The 17,508-nt window shown below is 48.4% G+C and carries 23 protein-coding genes; 13 read left to right on the top strand and 10 right to left on the bottom strand.

Features of this window, described 5'->3' with window-relative positions:
- The first annotated feature begins 261 nt into the window (after positions 1-261).
- Together degQ and degS are read left to right on the top strand one after the other, a co-directional pair.
- On the top strand, positions 262-1,614 hold the full coding sequence (gene degQ, locus CF168_RS17345) for a Do family serine endopeptidase DegQ (protein ID WP_011624007.1): 1,353 nt from the start codon (positions 262-264) through the stop codon (positions 1,612-1,614).
- A gap of 125 nt (positions 1,615-1,739) precedes the next feature.
- The gene (gene degS / locus CF168_RS17350) at positions 1,740-2,822 is read left to right on the top strand and encodes an outer membrane-stress sensor serine endopeptidase DegS (RefSeq protein WP_011625166.1); all 1,083 of its coding nucleotides are present in this window, start codon (positions 1,740-1,742) and stop codon (positions 2,820-2,822) included.
- A gap of 165 nt (positions 2,823-2,987) precedes the next feature.
- Here degS and CF168_RS17355 read toward each other — a convergent pair whose 3' ends face one another.
- Genes CF168_RS17355 through CF168_RS17365 form a run of 3 tightly spaced genes read right to left on the bottom strand, consistent with a single transcriptional unit; the run spans position 2,988 to position 4,723 of the window.
- The gene (locus CF168_RS17355; protein WP_089068468.1) at positions 2,988-3,428 is read right to left on the bottom strand and encodes a PaaI family thioesterase; all 441 of its coding nucleotides are present in this window, start codon (positions 3,426-3,428) and stop codon (positions 2,988-2,990) included.
- Between the two features lie 33 nt (positions 3,429-3,461).
- Complete coding sequence (locus CF168_RS17360; protein WP_089068469.1) at positions 3,462-3,866, bottom strand: hypothetical protein; 405 nt, start codon at positions 3,864-3,866, stop codon at positions 3,462-3,464.
- Entirely contained in the window at positions 3,863-4,723 is an 861-nt protein-coding gene (locus CF168_RS17365; RefSeq protein ID WP_089068470.1) for an alpha/beta hydrolase family protein, read from the bottom strand. Before CF168_RS17365 ends, CF168_RS17360 begins: the two co-directional genes overlap by 4 nt.
- Before the next feature lie 80 nt (positions 4,724-4,803).
- Here CF168_RS17365 and CF168_RS17370 point away from each other — a divergent pair, with 80 nt between their 5' ends.
- Positions 4,804-5,382 (top strand): TetR/AcrR family transcriptional regulator, encoded by a 579-nt coding sequence (locus CF168_RS17370; RefSeq protein ID WP_089068471.1) that lies wholly within the window; start codon positions 4,804-4,806, stop codon positions 5,380-5,382.
- A 98-nt stretch (positions 5,383-5,480) separates the two neighbouring features.
- On the opposite strand, the gene murA is transcribed toward CF168_RS17370, so the two are convergent.
- The 7 genes from murA to mlaF are packed head-to-tail and all read right to left on the bottom strand — an operon-like array spanning position 5,481 to position 10,104.
- Positions 5,481-6,740 (bottom strand): UDP-N-acetylglucosamine 1-carboxyvinyltransferase, encoded by a 1,260-nt coding sequence (gene murA, locus CF168_RS17375; RefSeq protein WP_011621482.1) that lies wholly within the window; start codon positions 6,738-6,740, stop codon positions 5,481-5,483.
- Between the two features lie 12 nt (positions 6,741-6,752).
- The gene (locus tag CF168_RS17380; RefSeq protein ID WP_011621481.1) at positions 6,753-7,004 is read right to left on the bottom strand and encodes a BolA family protein; all 252 of its coding nucleotides are present in this window, start codon (positions 7,002-7,004) and stop codon (positions 6,753-6,755) included.
- Positions 7,005-7,020: 16 nt separating this feature from the next.
- Positions 7,021-7,305, bottom strand: coding sequence for an STAS domain-containing protein (locus CF168_RS17385; RefSeq protein ID WP_089068472.1), 285 nt, complete (start codon positions 7,303-7,305; stop codon positions 7,021-7,023).
- A 5-nt stretch (positions 7,306-7,310) separates the two neighbouring features.
- Positions 7,311-7,964: an MlaC/ttg2D family ABC transporter substrate-binding protein gene (locus CF168_RS17390; protein WP_089068473.1), complete on the bottom strand. Its 654-nt coding sequence runs from the start codon at positions 7,962-7,964 to the stop codon at positions 7,311-7,313.
- An 11-nt stretch (positions 7,965-7,975) separates the two neighbouring features.
- On the bottom strand, positions 7,976-8,449 hold the full coding sequence (gene mlaD / locus CF168_RS17395; protein WP_011715852.1) for an outer membrane lipid asymmetry maintenance protein MlaD: 474 nt from the start codon (positions 8,447-8,449) through the stop codon (positions 7,976-7,978).
- A 54-nt stretch (positions 8,450-8,503) separates the two neighbouring features.
- Positions 8,504-9,289 carry a lipid asymmetry maintenance ABC transporter permease subunit MlaE gene (gene mlaE, locus CF168_RS17400; protein ID WP_089068474.1) on the bottom strand — a complete coding sequence of 262 codons (786 nt, stop codon included), beginning with the start codon at positions 9,287-9,289 and terminating at the stop codon, positions 8,504-8,506.
- Positions 9,286-10,104, bottom strand: a complete 819-nt coding sequence (gene mlaF, locus CF168_RS17405) for a phospholipid ABC transporter ATP-binding protein MlaF (RefSeq protein WP_011715850.1) — start codon at positions 10,102-10,104, stop codon at positions 9,286-9,288. The genes mlaE and mlaF overlap by 4 nt, the downstream gene beginning before the upstream one ends.
- Positions 10,105-10,665: 561 nt before the next feature.
- Between mlaF and CF168_RS17410 the strand changes: the two genes are divergently transcribed.
- From CF168_RS17410 to CF168_RS17455, 10 genes are all read left to right on the top strand, one after another.
- On the top strand, positions 10,666-11,643 hold the full coding sequence (locus tag CF168_RS17410; protein ID WP_011715849.1) for a KpsF/GutQ family sugar-phosphate isomerase: 978 nt from the start codon (positions 10,666-10,668) through the stop codon (positions 11,641-11,643).
- On the top strand, positions 11,643-12,194 hold the full coding sequence (gene kdsC, locus CF168_RS17415) for a 3-deoxy-manno-octulosonate-8-phosphatase KdsC (protein WP_089068475.1): 552 nt from the start codon (positions 11,643-11,645) through the stop codon (positions 12,192-12,194). Before CF168_RS17410 ends, kdsC begins: the two co-directional genes overlap by 1 nt.
- Positions 12,191-12,751, top strand: coding sequence for an LPS export ABC transporter periplasmic protein LptC (gene lptC, locus CF168_RS17420; RefSeq protein ID WP_011715847.1), 561 nt, complete (start codon positions 12,191-12,193; stop codon positions 12,749-12,751). The genes kdsC and lptC overlap by 4 nt, the downstream gene beginning before the upstream one ends.
- Positions 12,738-13,289, top strand: a complete 552-nt coding sequence (lptA, locus tag CF168_RS17425) for a lipopolysaccharide transport periplasmic protein LptA (protein WP_088211738.1) — start codon at positions 12,738-12,740, stop codon at positions 13,287-13,289. Before lptC ends, lptA begins: the two co-directional genes overlap by 14 nt.
- Positions 13,286-14,017 (top strand): LPS export ABC transporter ATP-binding protein, encoded by a 732-nt coding sequence (lptB, locus tag CF168_RS17430; protein WP_089068476.1) that lies wholly within the window; start codon positions 13,286-13,288, stop codon positions 14,015-14,017. Before lptA ends, lptB begins: the two co-directional genes overlap by 4 nt.
- Before the next feature lie 105 nt (positions 14,018-14,122).
- Entirely contained in the window at positions 14,123-15,598 is a 1,476-nt protein-coding gene (locus CF168_RS17435; RefSeq protein ID WP_089068477.1) for an RNA polymerase factor sigma-54, read from the top strand.
- Between the two features lie 28 nt (positions 15,599-15,626).
- On the top strand, positions 15,627-15,914 hold the full coding sequence (gene hpf, locus CF168_RS17440) for a ribosome hibernation promoting factor (protein WP_007650503.1): 288 nt from the start codon (positions 15,627-15,629) through the stop codon (positions 15,912-15,914).
- Between the two features lie 2 nt (positions 15,915-15,916).
- Positions 15,917-16,360, top strand: a complete 444-nt coding sequence (gene ptsN / locus CF168_RS17445) for a PTS IIA-like nitrogen regulatory protein PtsN (RefSeq protein ID WP_011621469.1) — start codon at positions 15,917-15,919, stop codon at positions 16,358-16,360.
- Complete coding sequence (rapZ, locus tag CF168_RS17450; protein ID WP_011073702.1) at positions 16,357-17,211, top strand: RNase adapter RapZ; 855 nt, start codon at positions 16,357-16,359, stop codon at positions 17,209-17,211. Before ptsN ends, rapZ begins: the two co-directional genes overlap by 4 nt.
- Positions 17,198-17,473, top strand: coding sequence for an HPr family phosphocarrier protein (locus tag CF168_RS17455; RefSeq protein ID WP_011621467.1), 276 nt, complete (start codon positions 17,198-17,200; stop codon positions 17,471-17,473). The genes rapZ and CF168_RS17455 overlap by 14 nt, the downstream gene beginning before the upstream one ends.
- Positions 17,474-17,508 lie beyond the last annotated feature (35 nt).

Consider the following 17,508-nt stretch of genomic DNA (forward strand, 5'->3'; position numbering starts at 1 on the left):
TCGACGATTGAAACATTTTAAGACTTGAAAAAGGCCTTAAAAGCCCACAGGTTTCACTTAAGTTACAGCCCATAAAATGCTGATAAAATAACCGTTAAGATATTAACCTTTGTTAATATTGATGAACTTTTTCAATGAGGTGCGTGTCCGAATGGTTACCTAGGCAAATAGCCGGTACCGATACAGATTCGATCTGGTGCGGACACAACTCACGACGCATTACATCCAGATCCTTGATCCCTTATTTGGAGTTATGAATAGATGAAAACGAAACTATCTGTACTTTCAGCCGCAATGTTAGCCGCAACTCTGACAATGATGCCCGCTGTCTCACAGGCCGCTATTCCGCAATCTGTTGAGGGTCAATCCATTCCAAGTCTTGCGCCTATGTTAGAGCGCACGACGCCCGCCGTGGTTTCCGTGGCGGTATCTGGCACGCACGTCTCTAAACAACGTGTACCAGATGTGTTCCGTTATTTCTTCGGCCCCAATGCACCGCAGGAACAAGTGCAAGAGCGTCCTTTTAGAGGCTTAGGCTCAGGTGTGATTATCGACGCAGATAAAGGTTATATCGTCACCAACAACCATGTGATCGACGGTGCCGATGATATCCAAGTCGGTCTGCACGATGGCCGCGAAGTCAAAGCCAAGCTGATTGGTACCGACTCAGAGTCCGACATTGCCTTGCTGCAAATTGAAGCGAAAAATCTAGTCGCGATCAAAACCTCAGATTCTGATGAACTGCGTGTGGGTGACTTTGCCGTCGCCATCGGTAACCCCTTTGGTTTAGGTCAAACCGTCACCTCAGGGATCGTCAGTGCCCTAGGCCGTAGCGGTTTAGGCATTGAAATGCTTGAAAACTTTATCCAAACCGACGCAGCAATTAACAGCGGCAACTCGGGTGGTGCGCTGGTTAACCTGAAAGGTGAACTCATCGGTATTAACACCGCCATCGTAGCGCCAGGCGGTGGTAACGTGGGTATCGGTTTTGCGATCCCTGCCAATATGGTGAAAAACCTAGTGGCACAAATTGCCGAGCACGGTGAAGTGCGCCGTGGCGTGCTCGGGATCTCTGGCCGCGACTTGGATAGCCAACTCGCCCAAGGTTTTGGTTTAGATACCCAGCACGGTGGGTTTGTGAATGAAGTCACCGCGGGCAGCGCCGCCGAAAAAGCCGGCATCAAGGCGGGTGATATTATCGTCAGCGTCGATGGCCGTGCGATTAAATCCTTCCAAGAGCTGCGAGCTAAAGTCGCGACTATGGGCGCGGGTGCCAAGGTTGAACTGGGACTTATCCGCGATGGCGATAAGAAAACCGTGAATGTCACCTTAGGTGAAGCAAGCCAAACCACTGAAAAAGCTGCAGGTGCTGTGCACCCCATGCTACAAGGTGCCTCGCTAGAAAACGCTTCGAAAGGGGTGGAAATTACTGAGGTGGCCCAAGGCTCGCCAGCAGCAATGAGCGGCTTACAAAAAGGCGATGTGATTGTCGGCATTAACCGTTCGGCGGTGAAAGATCTGAAATCACTCAAGGAGCAGCTCAAAGATCAAGAAGGCGCTGTCGCCCTGAAGATCCTCCGTGGTAAGAGCTTGTTGTACTTAGTGCTGCGTTAATCGGTACGCCGCTCTGATCTTTATCCCATTATCAGATGCGGATCAGCATAGGGAACGCGGGTTCCCTATGCTTTAACTTGTTAAACATGTTAATCTAACTCACCTTTTTCAATACTTAGCCTGCCATGACAATAAAAGAAACCCTGTTATATCTCGGTAAAGCCGTGCTCTTCGGCCTTATCATGGCGGCCATGTTTTTGTTAGTTACACACTACTTCGACAATAAAAATCTCGGCAGCTCGTTACTGCAAAACCGGGGTAATAACACGGTCGAACTCTCCTTTGCTAAGGCCGTACGCCGCGCCGCCCCTGCCGTAGTCAATATTTATAGCTTAAGTATCGATCAGAGCCGTCCACTGAACTCTGGCTCCCTCCAAGGCCTAGGCTCAGGGGTGATCATGAGTAAAGAAGGCTATATTCTCACGAATTATCATGTGATTAAAAAAGCCGATGAAATTGTGGTGGCACTCCAAGATGGCCGCAAATTCACCTCGGAAGTCGTAGGGTTTGATCCCGAAACCGATCTTTCAGTGCTTAAGATCGAAGGCGATAATCTTCCAACAGTGCCAGTCAATCTCGACAGCCCACCGCAGGTTGGGGATGTGGTATTAGCTATTGGTAACCCCTATAACCTCGGCCAAACCATTACCCAAGGCATTATCAGCGCCACGGGTCGTAACGGCTTAAGTTCTGGTTATTTAGACTTTTTACAGACAGATGCCGCAATTAATGCCGGTAACTCAGGCGGCGCCTTAATCGACACTAATGGTAGCCTGATTGGTATCAACACCGCCGCCTTCCAAGTGGGCGGCGAAGGTGGCGGCCACGGGATTAACTTCGCGATCCCGATTAAACTGGCCCACAGCATCATGGGTAAACTGATTAAAAATGGTCGGGTGATCCGTGGTGCTCTTGGGATCTCTGGCGAGCCGATTAACCCAGTTGTGGCGCAAATCCTCAACCTGCCCGATTTACGCGGCGTGTTAGTCACAGGTGTCGATCCCAATGGCCCCGCAGCACGGGCGCAGCTACAACCAAGGGATGTGATCATCAAATACGATGGTGAAGATGTGCCTGGGGTCGAAATGCTGATGGATAGAATTGCCGAAACCACGCCCGGCAAGAAAATCATGATGACGGTTATTCGCCAAGGCAAAGAGCAAGTACTGCCGGTGATTATCGATGAAAAAGTCGTCGTCGATAATTAAGCTCAGTAACTGACCTTGTTAATCTCAGAATGAGGTATGTATAAAACCTCATTCTGAGTCATCGTCCAAATCACCTATTACCTTATCCCTCAAATGGCAGAGCTATTTATCTCGCACTGCGATTTTTCACCGACTTTGCTCAAACAGTGACTCTTGTTATCGCTTTTAGAGGTTTGGTCTCTTGATAAAACAAGTGGCAGAACCACTCGCAAGTAGCTTACCTTCGCTGTTACGAATCGTACCTTCTGCAATGCCCAGCGAGCGAGAAATATGTGTCACTTTCGCTTCAGCAATAAGCTGCTCATTCATGGGGACAGGTCTCATCATTTTAACGGCTAAATCCACAGTCCCGTAGCTAACACCGGCTTCTAGCAGGCTATGTACAGCGCATCCGGTGACAGAATCCAATATCGTTGCAGCAAACCCTCCGTGTACGCCTCCCATAGGATTACAATGTTGTTCCGTTGCACAGCAACCCAATACAACCGCGCCGGGGCTCACTTGAAGATTAAACATACCCATAGTGTCAAAAATCGTTGGAGGTGGTATGTCGCCGTTGATGATAGCGCTTAAATGTTCCAATCCGCTGAGATGAGAGATATTCAATTTTTATCCTTGTAATAAATAATGCAGAGTGAATTAACGAGCAACAATACGAAGCGAATTTTTATAAAGCAGCAAGATGTAACCAATTAATATGCATCCCATTATTGCTTCTAAAGCGATAAACAAATGGATTTTCATCGCAATGCTATTTATCGGAGCGTAGTTGTAATGCCCAAGCGTAAGTATGTTGCATACCCCGTAAACGATAAGAATCGCGGCGCCTATATGATGATGCCCTTTTTTAATCACGTAGAATCCTAACGGCGCCAGAGGAGTCATAACAAACCAAAAGAGATCAACAAGTTTAGGATTTAACCAGTTTGGTTCAGGGTAATGGGCAAAAAAAAGTATGTTATCGACGTAATGCAGAACACTGCTCAAAAACGTAGCAATCAGTATCCATTTGAGGGGAATTATCCATGGTCTCGATGTGCTCATATTGCTTTATTTTCCTTATTAATCGCCGTGAACCAATCTAAACTGGCTTGCCATAGAGGAATCGCGTTTTTACGGAAGTACCCCATATGCCCAATCTTGCCGCCTAAGATCTTTGGAGAGAGATCAAGACGGGTTAATGGCGCATTACTGTAGTGCTGAATAAACGCATCTCGCGATTCAGGCATAGCCCAAAGATCATCTAGCGCATTGGCTGCAACCATAGGGGTCTGTACCGATTGGAAGAGCTTTTCAATTCCATCCATAGTGGGATCGTCAAAAAAGTAATGACGAAAACGACACCAGTGCCGCCATTGCTTAAACACGTTTTTTGGCAGATCTTCGCCCATTCCCAATAGGTTCCAAGCGCAGTATCCCTTCCACCATGTCAGGATCGGCAGAACGATATTCCACATCGTTAGTACTTTAGCTTGTTCAAACAAGGGCATATAACCATGCCACCCCGCGCCTGTACCAAATATATAAGCACCTGTGACTTTTTGATGATTTGGCAGTAAACCAAATGCATGACCACCATAGGAATGGCCAACAATAAAGAGTGGGGCGTCATCTTTACTCATAAACTGGACTGCGGCAGCGAGATCTTGTTTACCCCAGTCGAGAAGGTTCATTTCAAAACCCTCTAGCGTTTCAGGTTTGGATTGCCCTATTCCACGGTAATCAAAGGTTAATGTTTCAAATCCTTGTTCACTTGCAAATTGAGCAAAGCGGCGATAAAACGCCTGCGGCACACCAGTCGCCCCCGCAACAATGACTCGACCTTGCATAGCCTTTTCTGTGCAAAACAGCTGACCACGGAGTAAATAATGATCTTCCGTGTAAAACGATGTTGAGATCATAGCGCTCACTAATTATAACGAGTGTCTTAATGTGTTTTTGATGCTAGCCTATAACAACTGTTATAACAAGTGGGATTTTCATGGGCACAATCTCTAATGAGGGTCGTCAGCGGGTCATTGAAGCCGCCGCAATCATGCTTGCTTCAAGCGGTTTACGGGCCATAAGCATTCGTGAAGTGGTCAAGTTTTCAGGTACTCCGTTAGGTTCGGCGTATCACAACTTCCCCGGTGGAAAACAGCAGATAATTACCGAAGCCATTATTTGGGCAGGCGCTCAAGCATCCGCACAACTCAGTGCTTGTCTTGATAAAGATCCAAACAACGGCATTAATTTGTTTTTATCACTGTGGCGCCAACGTCTTGTTGGTTCACAATATCGTCATGGCTGTCCGATTGTTGCAGCAGCGATAGAACTGCCAGAAGAGGATGAAGCTTCAGAAATAAAAGCGGCAGTGGCACGAGTATTCAGTGACTGGCAGTCATTATTAGCTCAACACTTTGAGTCATTAGGTCACACAAAGACCTCTGCCAATGCCATGGCACTTAGCATTATTGCCTGCATTGAAGGCGCTGTTGTGATGTGTCGGGGATACCAAAGCATTGAACCCTTCGATGCAATTTTGGAATGTATCCCTAAATTAGTTGGGAAGACGCTCTAACTGACTCTAATTATTCCCCTGTCTTTTCAGCTGAATGAATATAATAAAAAACCAGCACTAGGCTGGTTTTTTTATTGGGAGCTAGTCCTACGCAAATGTTATTGAACACGTTCTACATGTGCGCCCAATCCTTGGAACTTCTGCTCGATATGCTCATAACCGCGATCTAAGTGATAGATACGATCGACGATGGTTTTACCATCGGCAACTAAGCCTGCGATCACTAAACTTGCCGAAGCGCGTAAATCGGTCGCCATCACCTGCGCACCACTCAAAGACTCAATGCCTTGGATGATGCAGGTATTGCCTTCAAGCTCCATGTTCGCGCCCATACGGATAAGTTCTGGCACGTGCATAAAACGGTTTTCGAAGATGGTTTCGGTAATGGTCGCCGTGCCCTGGGCTAATACGTTGAGCACGCAGAATTGCGCCTGCATATCGGTTGGAAAACCTGGGTATGGCGCCGTCTTGATATTTACCGCTTTTGGACGTTTGCCTTCCATGTCGAGTTCAATCCAATCTTCACCTGTAGTGATCTTGGCGCCCGCATCTTCAAGTTTCGCGATAACAGACTCTAACGAAGCTGGATCTGCCTTTAAGCAACGGATACGACCACGAGTCACTGCCGCAGCCACAAGGAAGGAGCCAGTTTCGATACGGTCTGGCATCACGCGGTACTCACAGCCCTGTAGACGCTCAACGCCTTGAATACGTAGTGTGGCACTGCCCACACCTGTGATCTTCGCGCCCATGGCAATCAAACAGTTAGCCAAGTCAATCACTTCTGGTTCACGGGCCGCGTTTTCAATCACGGTTTCGCCATCGGCAAGTGCCGCGGCCATCAACAGGTTTTCGGTGGCGCCCACGCTCACCATGTCCATGAAAATATGGGCGCCCTTTAAGCGACCATCGACACGGGCCTTGATATAACCTTCTTTCACTTCAATCTTGGCGCCCATCATTTCGAGACCATGTAAGTGAAGGTTTACTGGACGAGCACCAATGGCGCAGCCACCGGGTAATGACACATCTGCGGTGCCATAACGGGCTAATAACGGGCCAAGGATCAGAATAGAGGCACGCATGGTCTTAACGAGATCGTAAGGTGCGCAGAACTCGTTAAGGTTCTTGGTCGAAATACGGATTTGACCATTGCCTAATTCATCCACATCGGCGCCTAGGCAGCGCAGCAATTTACAGCTGGTGCTCACATCGCGCAAATTGGGGACATTCGACACAATAAAATCAGTCTCGGCTAACACGCCTGCCATCAGAATCGGCAACGCGGCGTTTTTAGCGCCGGAAATAATCACATCACCAGCAAGCGGAGGGCTTGCTTGAATCGCTAATTTATCCACTTTTCCTCACTACTAGCTGTTGAAAATTTTCTCGCGTTTCCATTGAGTCGGCGTGAAAGTTTTAATCGTTAATGCATGTAACTCACCGCTGGCGATATAGCTCATCAGGGGTGCATAAATGGCTTGTTGTTGTTTTACACGGCTCATGCCGTCAAAACATTCACCGACCGCGATCACTTTGTAGTGGCTGCCATCGGAGCTGGCGTGCACTTCATCGAGTGCTAACGCGTCACGTAAAATCTGTTCTATTAAGCTGCATTCCATGAAATTCGGTACCTTTTCAATTCGCTTCTTCGGTGAAGAAGGACTGTAAATCATATAAATCGATTAATTTTTTTAGCTGTTCCGACGCTGAGCATAGCTGCAGTGGCGTGCCATGCTGGCGCACTAACGCCAGCAAAAAAGCCACGCCAGCACTGTCGCTGTATTCCAGCTCAGTGAGCGACAAGATTTGGGTTTCTTGGCTTAACAGGCTTTGCCTTTGCGGCCATAACGCGGCCACTTGTTCCTGTGATAAACGCCCTTTTAGGTGGCAAATTTTACCCTGTTGCACAAATTCAACCACGGCGCTTACTTCCCTGCTTTAGGCTGTTTAGTCACTTTGTCTTTGGTGCGCTCTTCCAGCATCTTGATCACGGCATCAATCCCCTGTTGGCGGATAAGATTCGAGATTTCAGATTGCTTAGAGGACAGCAAACTCACGCCTTCAGCAACTAAGTCAAACGCCTTCCAAGAGTCATCCTTGAGGCGACGCACTTTAAACAACAGCTTAATCGGCGGACGACCCGCTTCGATAATCTGTACGTTTACGTCGACAATCTTCTCATTGCTGAAATCACTACCGGGAGAAAACTCCACTTTTTGGTTAGTGTATTCGGTAAAAGCTTGAGCATAGGTTGAGACCAAGTAGCCTTCGAAGGCATCGACGAAGCGATTGCGCTGATCTTCGGTCGACTCTTTTAAATACTGGCCTAACACTTTGTATGAGGCGTATTTATAGTCGATGTAAGGCATCAACTCTTCACGCACGATCACCTTAAGATGATCTGCATCGGCATCGATCAAGGCTTTATCTTGATGAAAGCGGTCGAAGGTTTTGTTGGCAACGGATTTCACCATGGCATACGGGTCCATAGTGTTAATCGTGGCATCATCCGCCAGTGCGGTCGTTGCAGTAAATATCCATACTAACGGCAGTAAAAAGCGCGATAAGCGTTTCAACATAGCGGTAACCCCTATTTATCCTTTGAACCCATACTATATAAGAACTGACCAATCAGATCTTCTAACACTAATGCGGAGCGAGTATCGTCAATCTTGTCACCATCTTTAAGCATACTCACGTCATCATCGACAAAGCCCGGTGTTAATCCGAGGAACTGCTCACCGAGTAAACCTGAAGTTAAAATAGCTAAGCTACTGGTTTCAGGGAACTTATCGAAACGCTTGTCCATCACAATCGTCACCACAGCCACCAGTTTGACTGGGTCTAAATCAATCTTACTCACGCGGCCAACCACAACGCCGCCGACCTTGACCGGAGAGCGTACCTTCAAGCCACCGATATTGGTGAAGTTGGCGGTGAGGGTATAGCTGCTGTCGCTGGTCTGCACTTCGATATTGGCGACTTTAAACACCAACACCAAAAAGGCCGCTAAGCCCGTTAAGAGAAACATACCCACTAATAATTCAATTTTTCGTGTCAACATGCTCAGTTACCACTCTGTTAATCCGTCTATCTGTATCCTTGGCGCTGCAATCCGTTAGCGGCCAAACATCAGGGCTGTTAGTAAAAAGTCCAATGCCAGTACGGCTAGGCTCGATTGCACCACGGTTGAGGTGGTTGCACGGCTGATCCCTTCAGGATTGGGCACCACTTGATAGCCGCGGTATAAAGCAATCCAAGTCACCACCACGGCAAACACGCCGCTCTTAATCAGGCAGTTCACTATGTCTTGGCGCCATTCGACCGAGGCTTGCAGAATCGACCAGAAAGCCCCGCCATCGATACCTTTCCATTCCACGCCCACTAAATGGCCGCCATAAATGCCTACCGCAGTAAACATCAGCGCCAACAGTGGCATGCTGATCACCCCCGCCCAAAAACGTGGCGCAATGATTTGCCTGAGTGGGTCAATCGCCATCATCTCTAAGCTAGATAATTGCTCGGTACTCTTCATCAGACCGATTTCGGCGGTCAGCGCCGAGCCCGCGCGGCCCGCAAATAATAGCGCTGTGACTACAGGACCGAGTTCACGCAGTAAGCTCAGGGCCACCATGGGGCCTAAGCTCTCCTCAGTACCGAAACCGACTAAGATGTTGTAGCCCTGCAGCGCCAACACCATGCCGATAAACAGGCCCGAGACCACAATAATGACCATAGATTGTACGCCGACCACATAGATTTGGCGCACTAATAATGGAAAACCTTTACGCACCCGAGGCCAGCGAAAAATCGCGCCCCAGAGCATCAGGCCAGCACGGCCAAAACCGAGCACTAACTCGATAGCGCTGTGGCCGAGGTCGGCAATACTGTCGAATAACTTCACTTGCCAGCTCCTTTAGCCATTAATTCTTGCTGATAATCCTTCGCCGGATAGTGGAACGGCACAGGGCCGTCAGGCGCGCCTTGAATAAACTGTTTGAGCTGCGGATTATCCGCATGCTTTAACTCCTCAGGCGTGCCATGGGCGATCACTCTTTTATCGGCCACTACATACACATAATCTGCAATGCCGAGCACTTCATCCACATCGTGGGACACCACGATCGAGGTCAGATTCAACGCATCGGAGAGTTCGCGGATAAGCTTCACCAGCACGCCCATGGAAATCGGGTCTTGTCCGGCAAAAGGCTCATCATACATCACCATTTCAGGCTCAAGGGCGATCGCACGAGCAAGGGCAGCGCGGCGCTGCATCCCACCGGATAACTCACTTGGCATCATCTGCGCGGCGCCACGCAGGCCAACGGCTTCGAGTTTCATCAATACGATTGAACGAATAATCTCTTCGGGTAAGCCCGAATGCTCACGCAGCGCAAAGGCGACGTTATCGAAGACGTTGATATCGGTAAATAAGGCCCCACTTTGAAACAACATGCTCATGCGCTTACGCAGTTCGAATAATTGGCTACGACTCGCGGCATGCACATCCTGACCATCGAACAACACTTGGCCGCTATCGGGCGTTAATTGGCCACCGATAAGCTTAAGCAAAGTGGTTTTACCTATACCACTGGGGCCCATAATGGCGGTCACTTTGCCCCGAGGGATAGACAGGCTAATATCTTCATATATGACACGCTGGCCACGGCTGAAGCCCAAATGACGGATCTCAACCAACGGCGTTTGTTCTTGAGTCATGCTTGATTCCGATATTTGAAAAGAGGTGGCCTACGCTTCCTGCCCAGACCAATCGAAGAGCCGCAAATTGTACGTAATTGCGCTTTAACCTACAACAGAATCGACACTATCGTCCTGCGATACTTTCAATTTGCCTCATTTCCAGCGAGAATGCGCCCTAAGTTTTCGCTCTGTGAAGATAAAGTGTTACTTAATGTTTTCATCCTTGTTGATTAATCAGCAGGATTGTTTAGTTAAGGCTAATAAGATAAGCGAAATAACACTGAACTAGGCATGACAACTTAACTCAAAAGCCATATTGAATGTCAAACTGGTTATCATGGCGGCCATAGCAGTAAAAGTGGCAGCACAAAACAACCAAGACGATGATTTTGCTCAAGGCATTCAATCGCTAAACAGGTTATCCTGCCCTATTGCCGCAAACCCTATAGGCAATGGCAGAACAATAAGACGCTACTCCGAGTAAGAAGCCGTTAATTTTATCATCTTTATCGCGTACCAAATTGTGCTATTCCAATCCCAGAACGGGGCGACAAAGACAATGCAAGAAGAGAGATAGACATGGTAGACCAATCACAATTGCGCCAGTGGGGCTGTAAAGTCATCGATATTGAAAAATCGGCCCTCGACAATCTTTATCAATATGTCGATTCCGTTGAATTTGCCCAAGCCTGCGAGTTAATTCTCAACTGCACCGGCAAAGTGATCGTGATGGGGATGGGGAAATCAGGCCACATTGGCAATAAAATCTCGGCCACCCTCGCCAGCACAGGCACCCCAGCGTTTTTTGTCCATCCAGGCGAAGCCAGCCATGGTGACCTAGGTGTACTCTCTGACAATGATGTGATTCTTGCGATTTCAAACTCGGGCGAATCGAGCGAAATCCTCGCGCTGATGCCAGTTATCCAACGTAAAGCCATCCCTGTGATTGCCATGACAGGCAAGCCAGAATCCACTATGGCGCGTCTATCTAAAATTCATTTATGTATTGAAGTACCAGAGGAAGCCTGCCCGCTTGGGCTTGCGCCAACCTCAAGCACCACTGCAACCTTAGTCATGGGCGATGCCATCGCCATTGCGCTGCTGCAAGCCAAAGGCTTTACCCGGGAAGATTTCGCCATGTCCCATCCGGGCGGCGCCTTAGGTCGTAAGCTACTGCTTAAAGTCAGCAACGTGATGCACAGCGGCGATGATTTACCACTGGTTAAACACGATATCTGCATCACCGATGCCCTGTATGAGATCTCCAAGAAAGGCCTTGGCATGACCGCGGTTATCGATGAACAAAACAAACTCGTGGGTATCTTTACCGACGGCGACCTGCGCCGCGTTATCGATGCCCAAGTCAATCTACGCACCACGCCGATTGCCGATGTGATGACGCGAAACTGTGTCACAATTACTGAAAACGTTTTAGCGGCGCAGGCGCTGCAAGTAATGGATTCCAAAAATATCAACGGCCTGATAGTGATAGATAAAGAACATCATCCTGTCGGAGCCCTCAATATGCTCGATATGGTTAAAGCGGGAGTGATTTAATGCCACTGCAAGGTTTTTATGGCCCCATCAGCGACGATGTTTGGCAAAGGGCGCAAAAAATTAAACTGCTGATCTGCGATGTGGACGGGGTGTTTTCCGACGGCCGCATTTATTTGAGCAACTCAGGGGAAGAACTCAAAGCCTTCCACACCCGTGATGGTTATGGCGTGCGCTCATTATTGACCAGTGGTTTTAATCTGGCGGTGATCACTGGCCGTCAGTCTAAAATTGTCGAAAACCGTATGACGGCTCTGGGTGTGACGCATATTTATCAGGGCGTGGATAATAAATTCGTTCCCTATGAAGAGCTGCTGTCGCTCTACAATGTCACCCCAGAAGAAGTCGCCTATATCGGTGATGATATTGTCGACTTGCCGGTGATGAATGTGGTCGGCTTGGCCGTCTGTGTTGCCGATGGTCATCCCTATGTCCGTCAACATGCCCATTTTGTGACTCACTTGAATGGTGGACATGGCGCACTCAGGGAACTCACGGATCTGCTCTTGCTGAGCCAAAATAAGTTCACTTCCGCCCATGGGATGAGCATATGAGTCGTGTGACCCTCGCCATTATCGCCTTTTTTGGTACTGCGCTGGTGCTATATTGGCAAGTGCAGCAAAAACGCGGTGGCGATACGGATGACAGCTTGAACGTCAGTGACAGACCCGATTACATTATCGAAGATCTGCGCAGCATTGAGTTTAATGAGCAAGGGCAAGTTAACAGTCGCGTCACGGCAAAGCACATGGAACACTATGAGCTGAAAAACCAAACCGACTTTACTGAGCCCGTCTATCTTGTCTATCCCGACCAAGGTAAAGCAAAATGGCAGATCCGAGCCGACCAAGGTCGACTCAATAAAGATACCGGCAAGGTTGTATTAGAAAATAATGTTATTATCGATGCCATCAGCCCTGGTGAACCCATACAGACATTGTCCACCAGTTTTTTAGAACTCGATCTCAACACTATGATAATGACCTCTGACCGCATCATTTACGTCACAGGGAAAGATTTTAATATTCAAGGGCAAGGCCTTTATGCCGACCTTAACGCGCAGGAAGTGCAATTGACCAGTCAGGTAGTAGGAACCTATGAAGCAAAATAACATATTACTTGCCGGCCTAATGCTAATCACCAGCATGAGCGCCTTCGCCAAGGTTGGTGACTTACAGCAAGAAGTGAAAATTAAAGCCGTTAGCCAAACTGCGGACATTAAAAACAACCAGATCATTTTCTTCGGTCCGGTTGAAGTCACCCAAGGATCGATCAAAATCCATGCAGATCAACTACGTGCATTTTCTGCCGAAGGGGAAAACAGCAAGATTTTAGTGGCAACCGGTAATCCTGCGACGTATAGCCAGATCCTCGACGATGGACGCCCAGCTTCAGCGAGCGCGAAAGAAATTCGCTACGAAATGGCGACCCGCACCCTAACTTTGACGGGCTCAGCGAGCCTAGACCAAGCGGGTAGCCAAGTGACGGGTAACCTCATCCGTTACGATATTATTCAGCAAAAATTGATCGCTGAGAGTACGGGTAGCGGTGATGATCGCGTGATTACCATTATTCAACCTGATAACTATCAGGAAGAGATCAAGAACCAGCCCGCGGACAAACCTGTGAAAAAACAGGACTCTAAATGACCCAAATCACCTTAAAAGCACAGAATCTCGCTAAGAGTTATAAGAGTCGTCAGGTTGTGAAAGATGTCTGCCTGACGGTGAAAACGGGTCAAGTCGTCGGCCTACTCGGCCCAAACGGCGCGGGTAAAACCACCACCTTTTATATGGTCGTGGGCTTAGTTAAAAGCGATAAAGGCCATATCTTTATCGACGATGATGATTTAACCGCCGATCCCATGCACCTGCGCGCCCGTAAAGGCATTGGTTACCTGCCACAGGAAGCCAGTATCTTTCGCAAGCTGACCGTGCACGACAATATCATGGCGGTACTGCAAACCCGTAAAGAGCTCAATCGCGATCAACGCGAAGAAGAGCTGGAACATCTGCTCGAAGAGTTCCATATCACCCATATTCGCGATAGCCAAGGCATGTCGTTATCGGGCGGTGAACGTCGCCGTGTCGAAATTGCCCGCGCCTTAGCGGCCAATCCTAAGTTTATTCTGCTCGATGAACCCTTCGCCGGTGTCGACCCGATTTCGGTTATCGATATCAAGAAAATCATCGAACAACTCAAGAGCCGAGGCCTTGGGGTACTGATCACAGACCACAATGTGCGCGAGACCTTAGACGTCTGTGAACATGCCTACATTGTTAGTCACGGAAACCTGATTGCCGAAGGAACTCCCGCAGAGATCTTAGACAATCAGCAAGTTAGGGCTGTGTACTTAGGTGAACAATTCAGGCTATAGTTACTGAAACAGAGCCAATTAGCCTTGAATTTTGGCTTATAAGCGCCATCAATATGATAACAAGCGGCCTAAATTCAAAATAATAACGTAGGGATCAGCGGTAACATGAAAGCGTCACTCCAGCTCAAACTGGGTCAACAGTTAACCATGACGCCACAACTCCAACAGGCCATTCGTCTGTTGCAATTGTCGTCATTGGAACTGCAGCAAGAGATCCAGCAAGCCTTAGACTCTAATCCTCTTCTCGAGCTGGAAGAGGAGCAATTCGACGCGCCTACCGAACGTAAGCAAGATATCGCCGATACCGACTTTAGCGAAACAACGGCCCTGCCACAGGAACAAGACAATTCCACCGTGGACATTGCCGAGTCGTTGACCAAAGAATCCCTGCCCGAAGAACTGCCCATGGATACTACCTGGGATGAAGTCTTTACCGCCTCGCCAAACTCAGGTTCTGGCGCCAGCCGTGAAGATGACATGCCCTTCCAAGGGGAAACCAGTGAAGGCCTGTACGAGCATTTAGAATGGCAGAAAAACCTCACGCCCTTCTCTGAAACCGATTTAGCCATCGCCACCGCGATTATTGATGCCATCGACGATCAAGGTTATCTCACTCAAAGTACTGAAGATATCCTCGAGGCCATGGGCAATCCTGAGATAGAACTGGATGAAGTCGAAGCAGTACTTAAGCGTATTCAACACTTCGATCCCGTTGGTGTCGCCGCAAGGGATTTAAGCGAATGTCTGCTTATCCAACTCTCCCATTTTTCGCCGGATACCCCACACCTCGAAAACGCCCGCATGTTGATCAAAGATCATTTAGATCTGATCGCTGCCCGCGACTTTAGGTTGTTGATGCGTAAGACCAAACTTAAAGAGGACGAGTTAAGGGACAGCATAGCGCTGATCCAAACCTTAAACCCTCGCCCCGGTTTGCTCATCACCCCTGTTGATGAAGAATATGTCATCCCCGATGTATCGGTATCGAAGAAAAACGGTCGCTGGGTGGTCGAGTTAAATCCAGATTACATGCCAAAAATCAATGTTAATCAGCAATATGCAGCCATGGCGCGTAGCACCAAAAGCCAAGCCGATAGCCAATTTATCCGCGGGCATCTGCAAGAAGCCAAGTGGTTTATCAAAAGCCTTGAAAGCCGTAACGAAACACTGCTCAAGGTGGCAAACTGCATAGTGCAATATCAACAGGGCTTCTTCGAATACGGTGAAGAAGCCATGAAACCTATGGTCCTGAACGATATCGCCGAGGCGGTAGAGATGCATGAGTCCACCATTTCACGGGTGACGACACAAAAATACATGCATACCCCAAAGGGACTTTTTGAACTAAAATATTTCTTCTCAAGCCACGTCGGGACTGATGATGGCGGTGAGTGCTCATCCACGGCAATCAGAGCCTTCATTAAGAAACTGGTTGCAGCGGAAAACCAGAAAAAACCATTAAGCGACAGCAAGATGGCACAGCTTCTGGCAGAACAGGGAATTAACGTTGCGCGCAGAACCATTGCGAAGTACCGAGAAGCGATGCTTATTCCCCCTTCCAATCAGCGTAAAAGTTTATAGCCTAAAGTGGAAATCGGAGGACGTTTATATGCAAATAAACCTGAGTGGACACCATATCGAGATTACTGAATCGTTACGGGCTTATGTTGAGGAAAAGTTTTCAAAACTTGAACGTCATTTCGAACAGATCAATAATGTGCACGTTGTGCTCAATGTTGAGAAAATGCAACAAATTGCCGAAGCGAGAATCAACCTCACCGGTGGTGAAGTCTTCGCGACTTCAGAGCATGCAGATATGTATGCTGCCATAGACGTCCTGATCGACAAGCTTGATCGTCAGGTTATTAAACACAAAGAGAAGTTAACAAAACACTAGCAATGGAACTTCGTACCATACTGCGGCCGGAATGCACGACCTGCGCCACTCCGGGCAGTAAGAAAAAGGTACTGGAACTTATCAGCGACTTAGCCGCTGCCCAGTACCCCACCCTCTCATCTCAAGAGATCTTCGAAAGCCTAGTGGCGCGCGAAAAGATGGGGAGCACAGGTATAGGTAACGGCATCGCCATTCCACATGGCCGATTAACCGATATAACACAACCCATAGCCATATTGGTGAAATGTGAGGAGCCGATAGCCTTTGATGCTATCGATAAACAACCTGTCGACATTTTATTTGCGCTGCTGGTGCCTGCTGACCAATGTCAACAGCACTTAAGCACTTTGTCCTGCATGGCTGAAAAGCTCAGCGACAAACAAATATTGAAGCAATTGCGCAAGACGCATGATGAAACGGAACTCTATCAGGTAATCACTGGATGAAACTGGTCATAGTGTCAGGGCGCTCAGGCTCAGGCAAATCGGTCGCACTAAGAGTGCTTGAAGATCTCGGCTATTATTGTGTCGATAATCTTCCGTTGCCGCTGATTGGCAGCTTACTCGAACAGCTCAAGGGCAGTAACGATCTCGTCGCCATCAGCGTTGACGTACGTAACCTGCCGGAGCAAGACAAGGTACTCGTCAAACAGCTCGCAAGCCTGCCAGAGGGCACTGAACTTACCAGCTTCTTCTTAAATTCCAGCGATAAAGTACTGTTAAAGCGCTACAGCGAGACTCGGCGCTTACATCCCTTATCTAAGAGCCGAGTATCACTGCAAGAAGCCATCAAACTTGAAGGCAAATTGCTCGAGCCCCTGTCACAGCAGATGGATCACTACATAGATACCTCAAATCTGAATATCTATGAACTCAGCGACCAAGTACGGCAAATCCTGCTTGGCAGTGTCGATAAGGAACTGGTGATCAACTTCGAGTCCTTCGGTTTTAAGCATGGTATGCCAACCGAAGCCGACTTTATGTTTGATGTGCGCTTTTTACCCAATCCCCATTGGGAACCCGAGCTGCGCCCTCTCACCGGCTTAGATGAACCCGTTGCCGAGTTTTTAAATCGCCAGCCGCTGGTTAACAAGTTCATCTGGCAAATTGAGAATTTACTCGAGACTTGGTTGCCCCACTTAGAGCGTAATAACCGCAGCTATCTGACCATCGCCATCGGCTGTACCGGCGGTCAACACAGATCGGTTTACGTGGCCGAGCAACTGGCTAAACGCTTTAGCAATGGCAAACACAAAGTGAATGCCCGCCACCGAGAGTTAAGCCATGCCAAAGCTTGAGCGCCAAATCACCATCTGCAATAAACTCGGCTTACATGCCCGCGCCGCGACAAAGCTCGTGGTGTTGGCCTCAGAGTTTGATGCCAGCATTACGCTGATCCAAGGTGAAAAACAAGCCTCTGCCGCCAGTGTTTTAGGGCTACTCATGCTGGAAACGGGTATGGGTAAAACCATTACCCTGATTGCCGAAGGTCCAGATGCGGAGCCTGCGCTCAATGCCATCTGCGCGCTTATCGACGCTAAGTTCGACGAAGCCTGCTAATTGCCTCGACATCTCATCTCGATGCCCCCTACCGT

Source organism: Shewanella bicestrii (assembly GCF_002216875.1).
Lineage (GTDB): Bacteria > Pseudomonadota > Gammaproteobacteria > Enterobacterales > Shewanellaceae > Shewanella > Shewanella seohaensis.

Bases quoted from the DNA above. Each gene is read 5' to 3' on its own strand.
- degQ (WP_011624007.1), top strand. From the start codon at position 262: ATGAAAACGAAACTATCTGTACTTTCAGCCGCAATGTTAGCCGCAACT.
- degS (WP_011625166.1), top strand. From the start codon at position 1,740: ATGACAATAAAAGAAACCCTGTTATATCTCGGTAAAGCCGTGCTCTTC.
- CF168_RS17360 (WP_089068469.1), bottom strand. From the start codon at position 3,866: ATGAGCACATCGAGACCATGGATAATTCCCCTCAAATGGATACTGATT.
- CF168_RS17365 (WP_089068470.1), bottom strand. From the start codon at position 4,723: ATGATCTCAACATCGTTTTACACGGAAGATCATTATTTACTCCGTGGT.
- CF168_RS17370 (WP_089068471.1), top strand. From the start codon at position 4,804: ATGGGCACAATCTCTAATGAGGGTCGTCAGCGGGTCATTGAAGCCGCC.
- CF168_RS17380 (WP_011621481.1), bottom strand. From the start codon at position 7,004: ATGGAATGCAGCTTAATAGAACAGATTTTACGTGACGCGTTAGCACTC.
- CF168_RS17390 (WP_089068473.1), bottom strand. From the start codon at position 7,964: ATGTTGAAACGCTTATCGCGCTTTTTACTGCCGTTAGTATGGATATTT.
- mlaD (WP_011715852.1), bottom strand. From the start codon at position 8,449: ATGTTGACACGAAAAATTGAATTATTAGTGGGTATGTTTCTCTTAACG.
- mlaF (WP_011715850.1), bottom strand. From the start codon at position 10,104: ATGACTCAAGAACAAACGCCGTTGGTTGAGATCCGTCATTTGGGCTTC.
- CF168_RS17410 (WP_011715849.1), top strand. From the start codon at position 10,666: ATGGTAGACCAATCACAATTGCGCCAGTGGGGCTGTAAAGTCATCGAT.
- kdsC (WP_089068475.1), top strand. From the start codon at position 11,643: ATGCCACTGCAAGGTTTTTATGGCCCCATCAGCGACGATGTTTGGCAA.
- lptC (WP_011715847.1), top strand. From the start codon at position 12,191: ATGAGTCGTGTGACCCTCGCCATTATCGCCTTTTTTGGTACTGCGCTG.
- lptA (WP_088211738.1), top strand. From the start codon at position 12,738: ATGAAGCAAAATAACATATTACTTGCCGGCCTAATGCTAATCACCAGC.
- lptB (WP_089068476.1), top strand. From the start codon at position 13,286: ATGACCCAAATCACCTTAAAAGCACAGAATCTCGCTAAGAGTTATAAG.
- CF168_RS17435 (WP_089068477.1), top strand. From the start codon at position 14,123: ATGAAAGCGTCACTCCAGCTCAAACTGGGTCAACAGTTAACCATGACG.
- hpf (WP_007650503.1), top strand. From the start codon at position 15,627: ATGCAAATAAACCTGAGTGGACACCATATCGAGATTACTGAATCGTTA.
- ptsN (WP_011621469.1), top strand. From the start codon at position 15,917: ATGGAACTTCGTACCATACTGCGGCCGGAATGCACGACCTGCGCCACT.
- rapZ (WP_011073702.1), top strand. From the start codon at position 16,357: ATGAAACTGGTCATAGTGTCAGGGCGCTCAGGCTCAGGCAAATCGGTC.
- CF168_RS17455 (WP_011621467.1), top strand. From the start codon at position 17,198: ATGCCAAAGCTTGAGCGCCAAATCACCATCTGCAATAAACTCGGCTTA.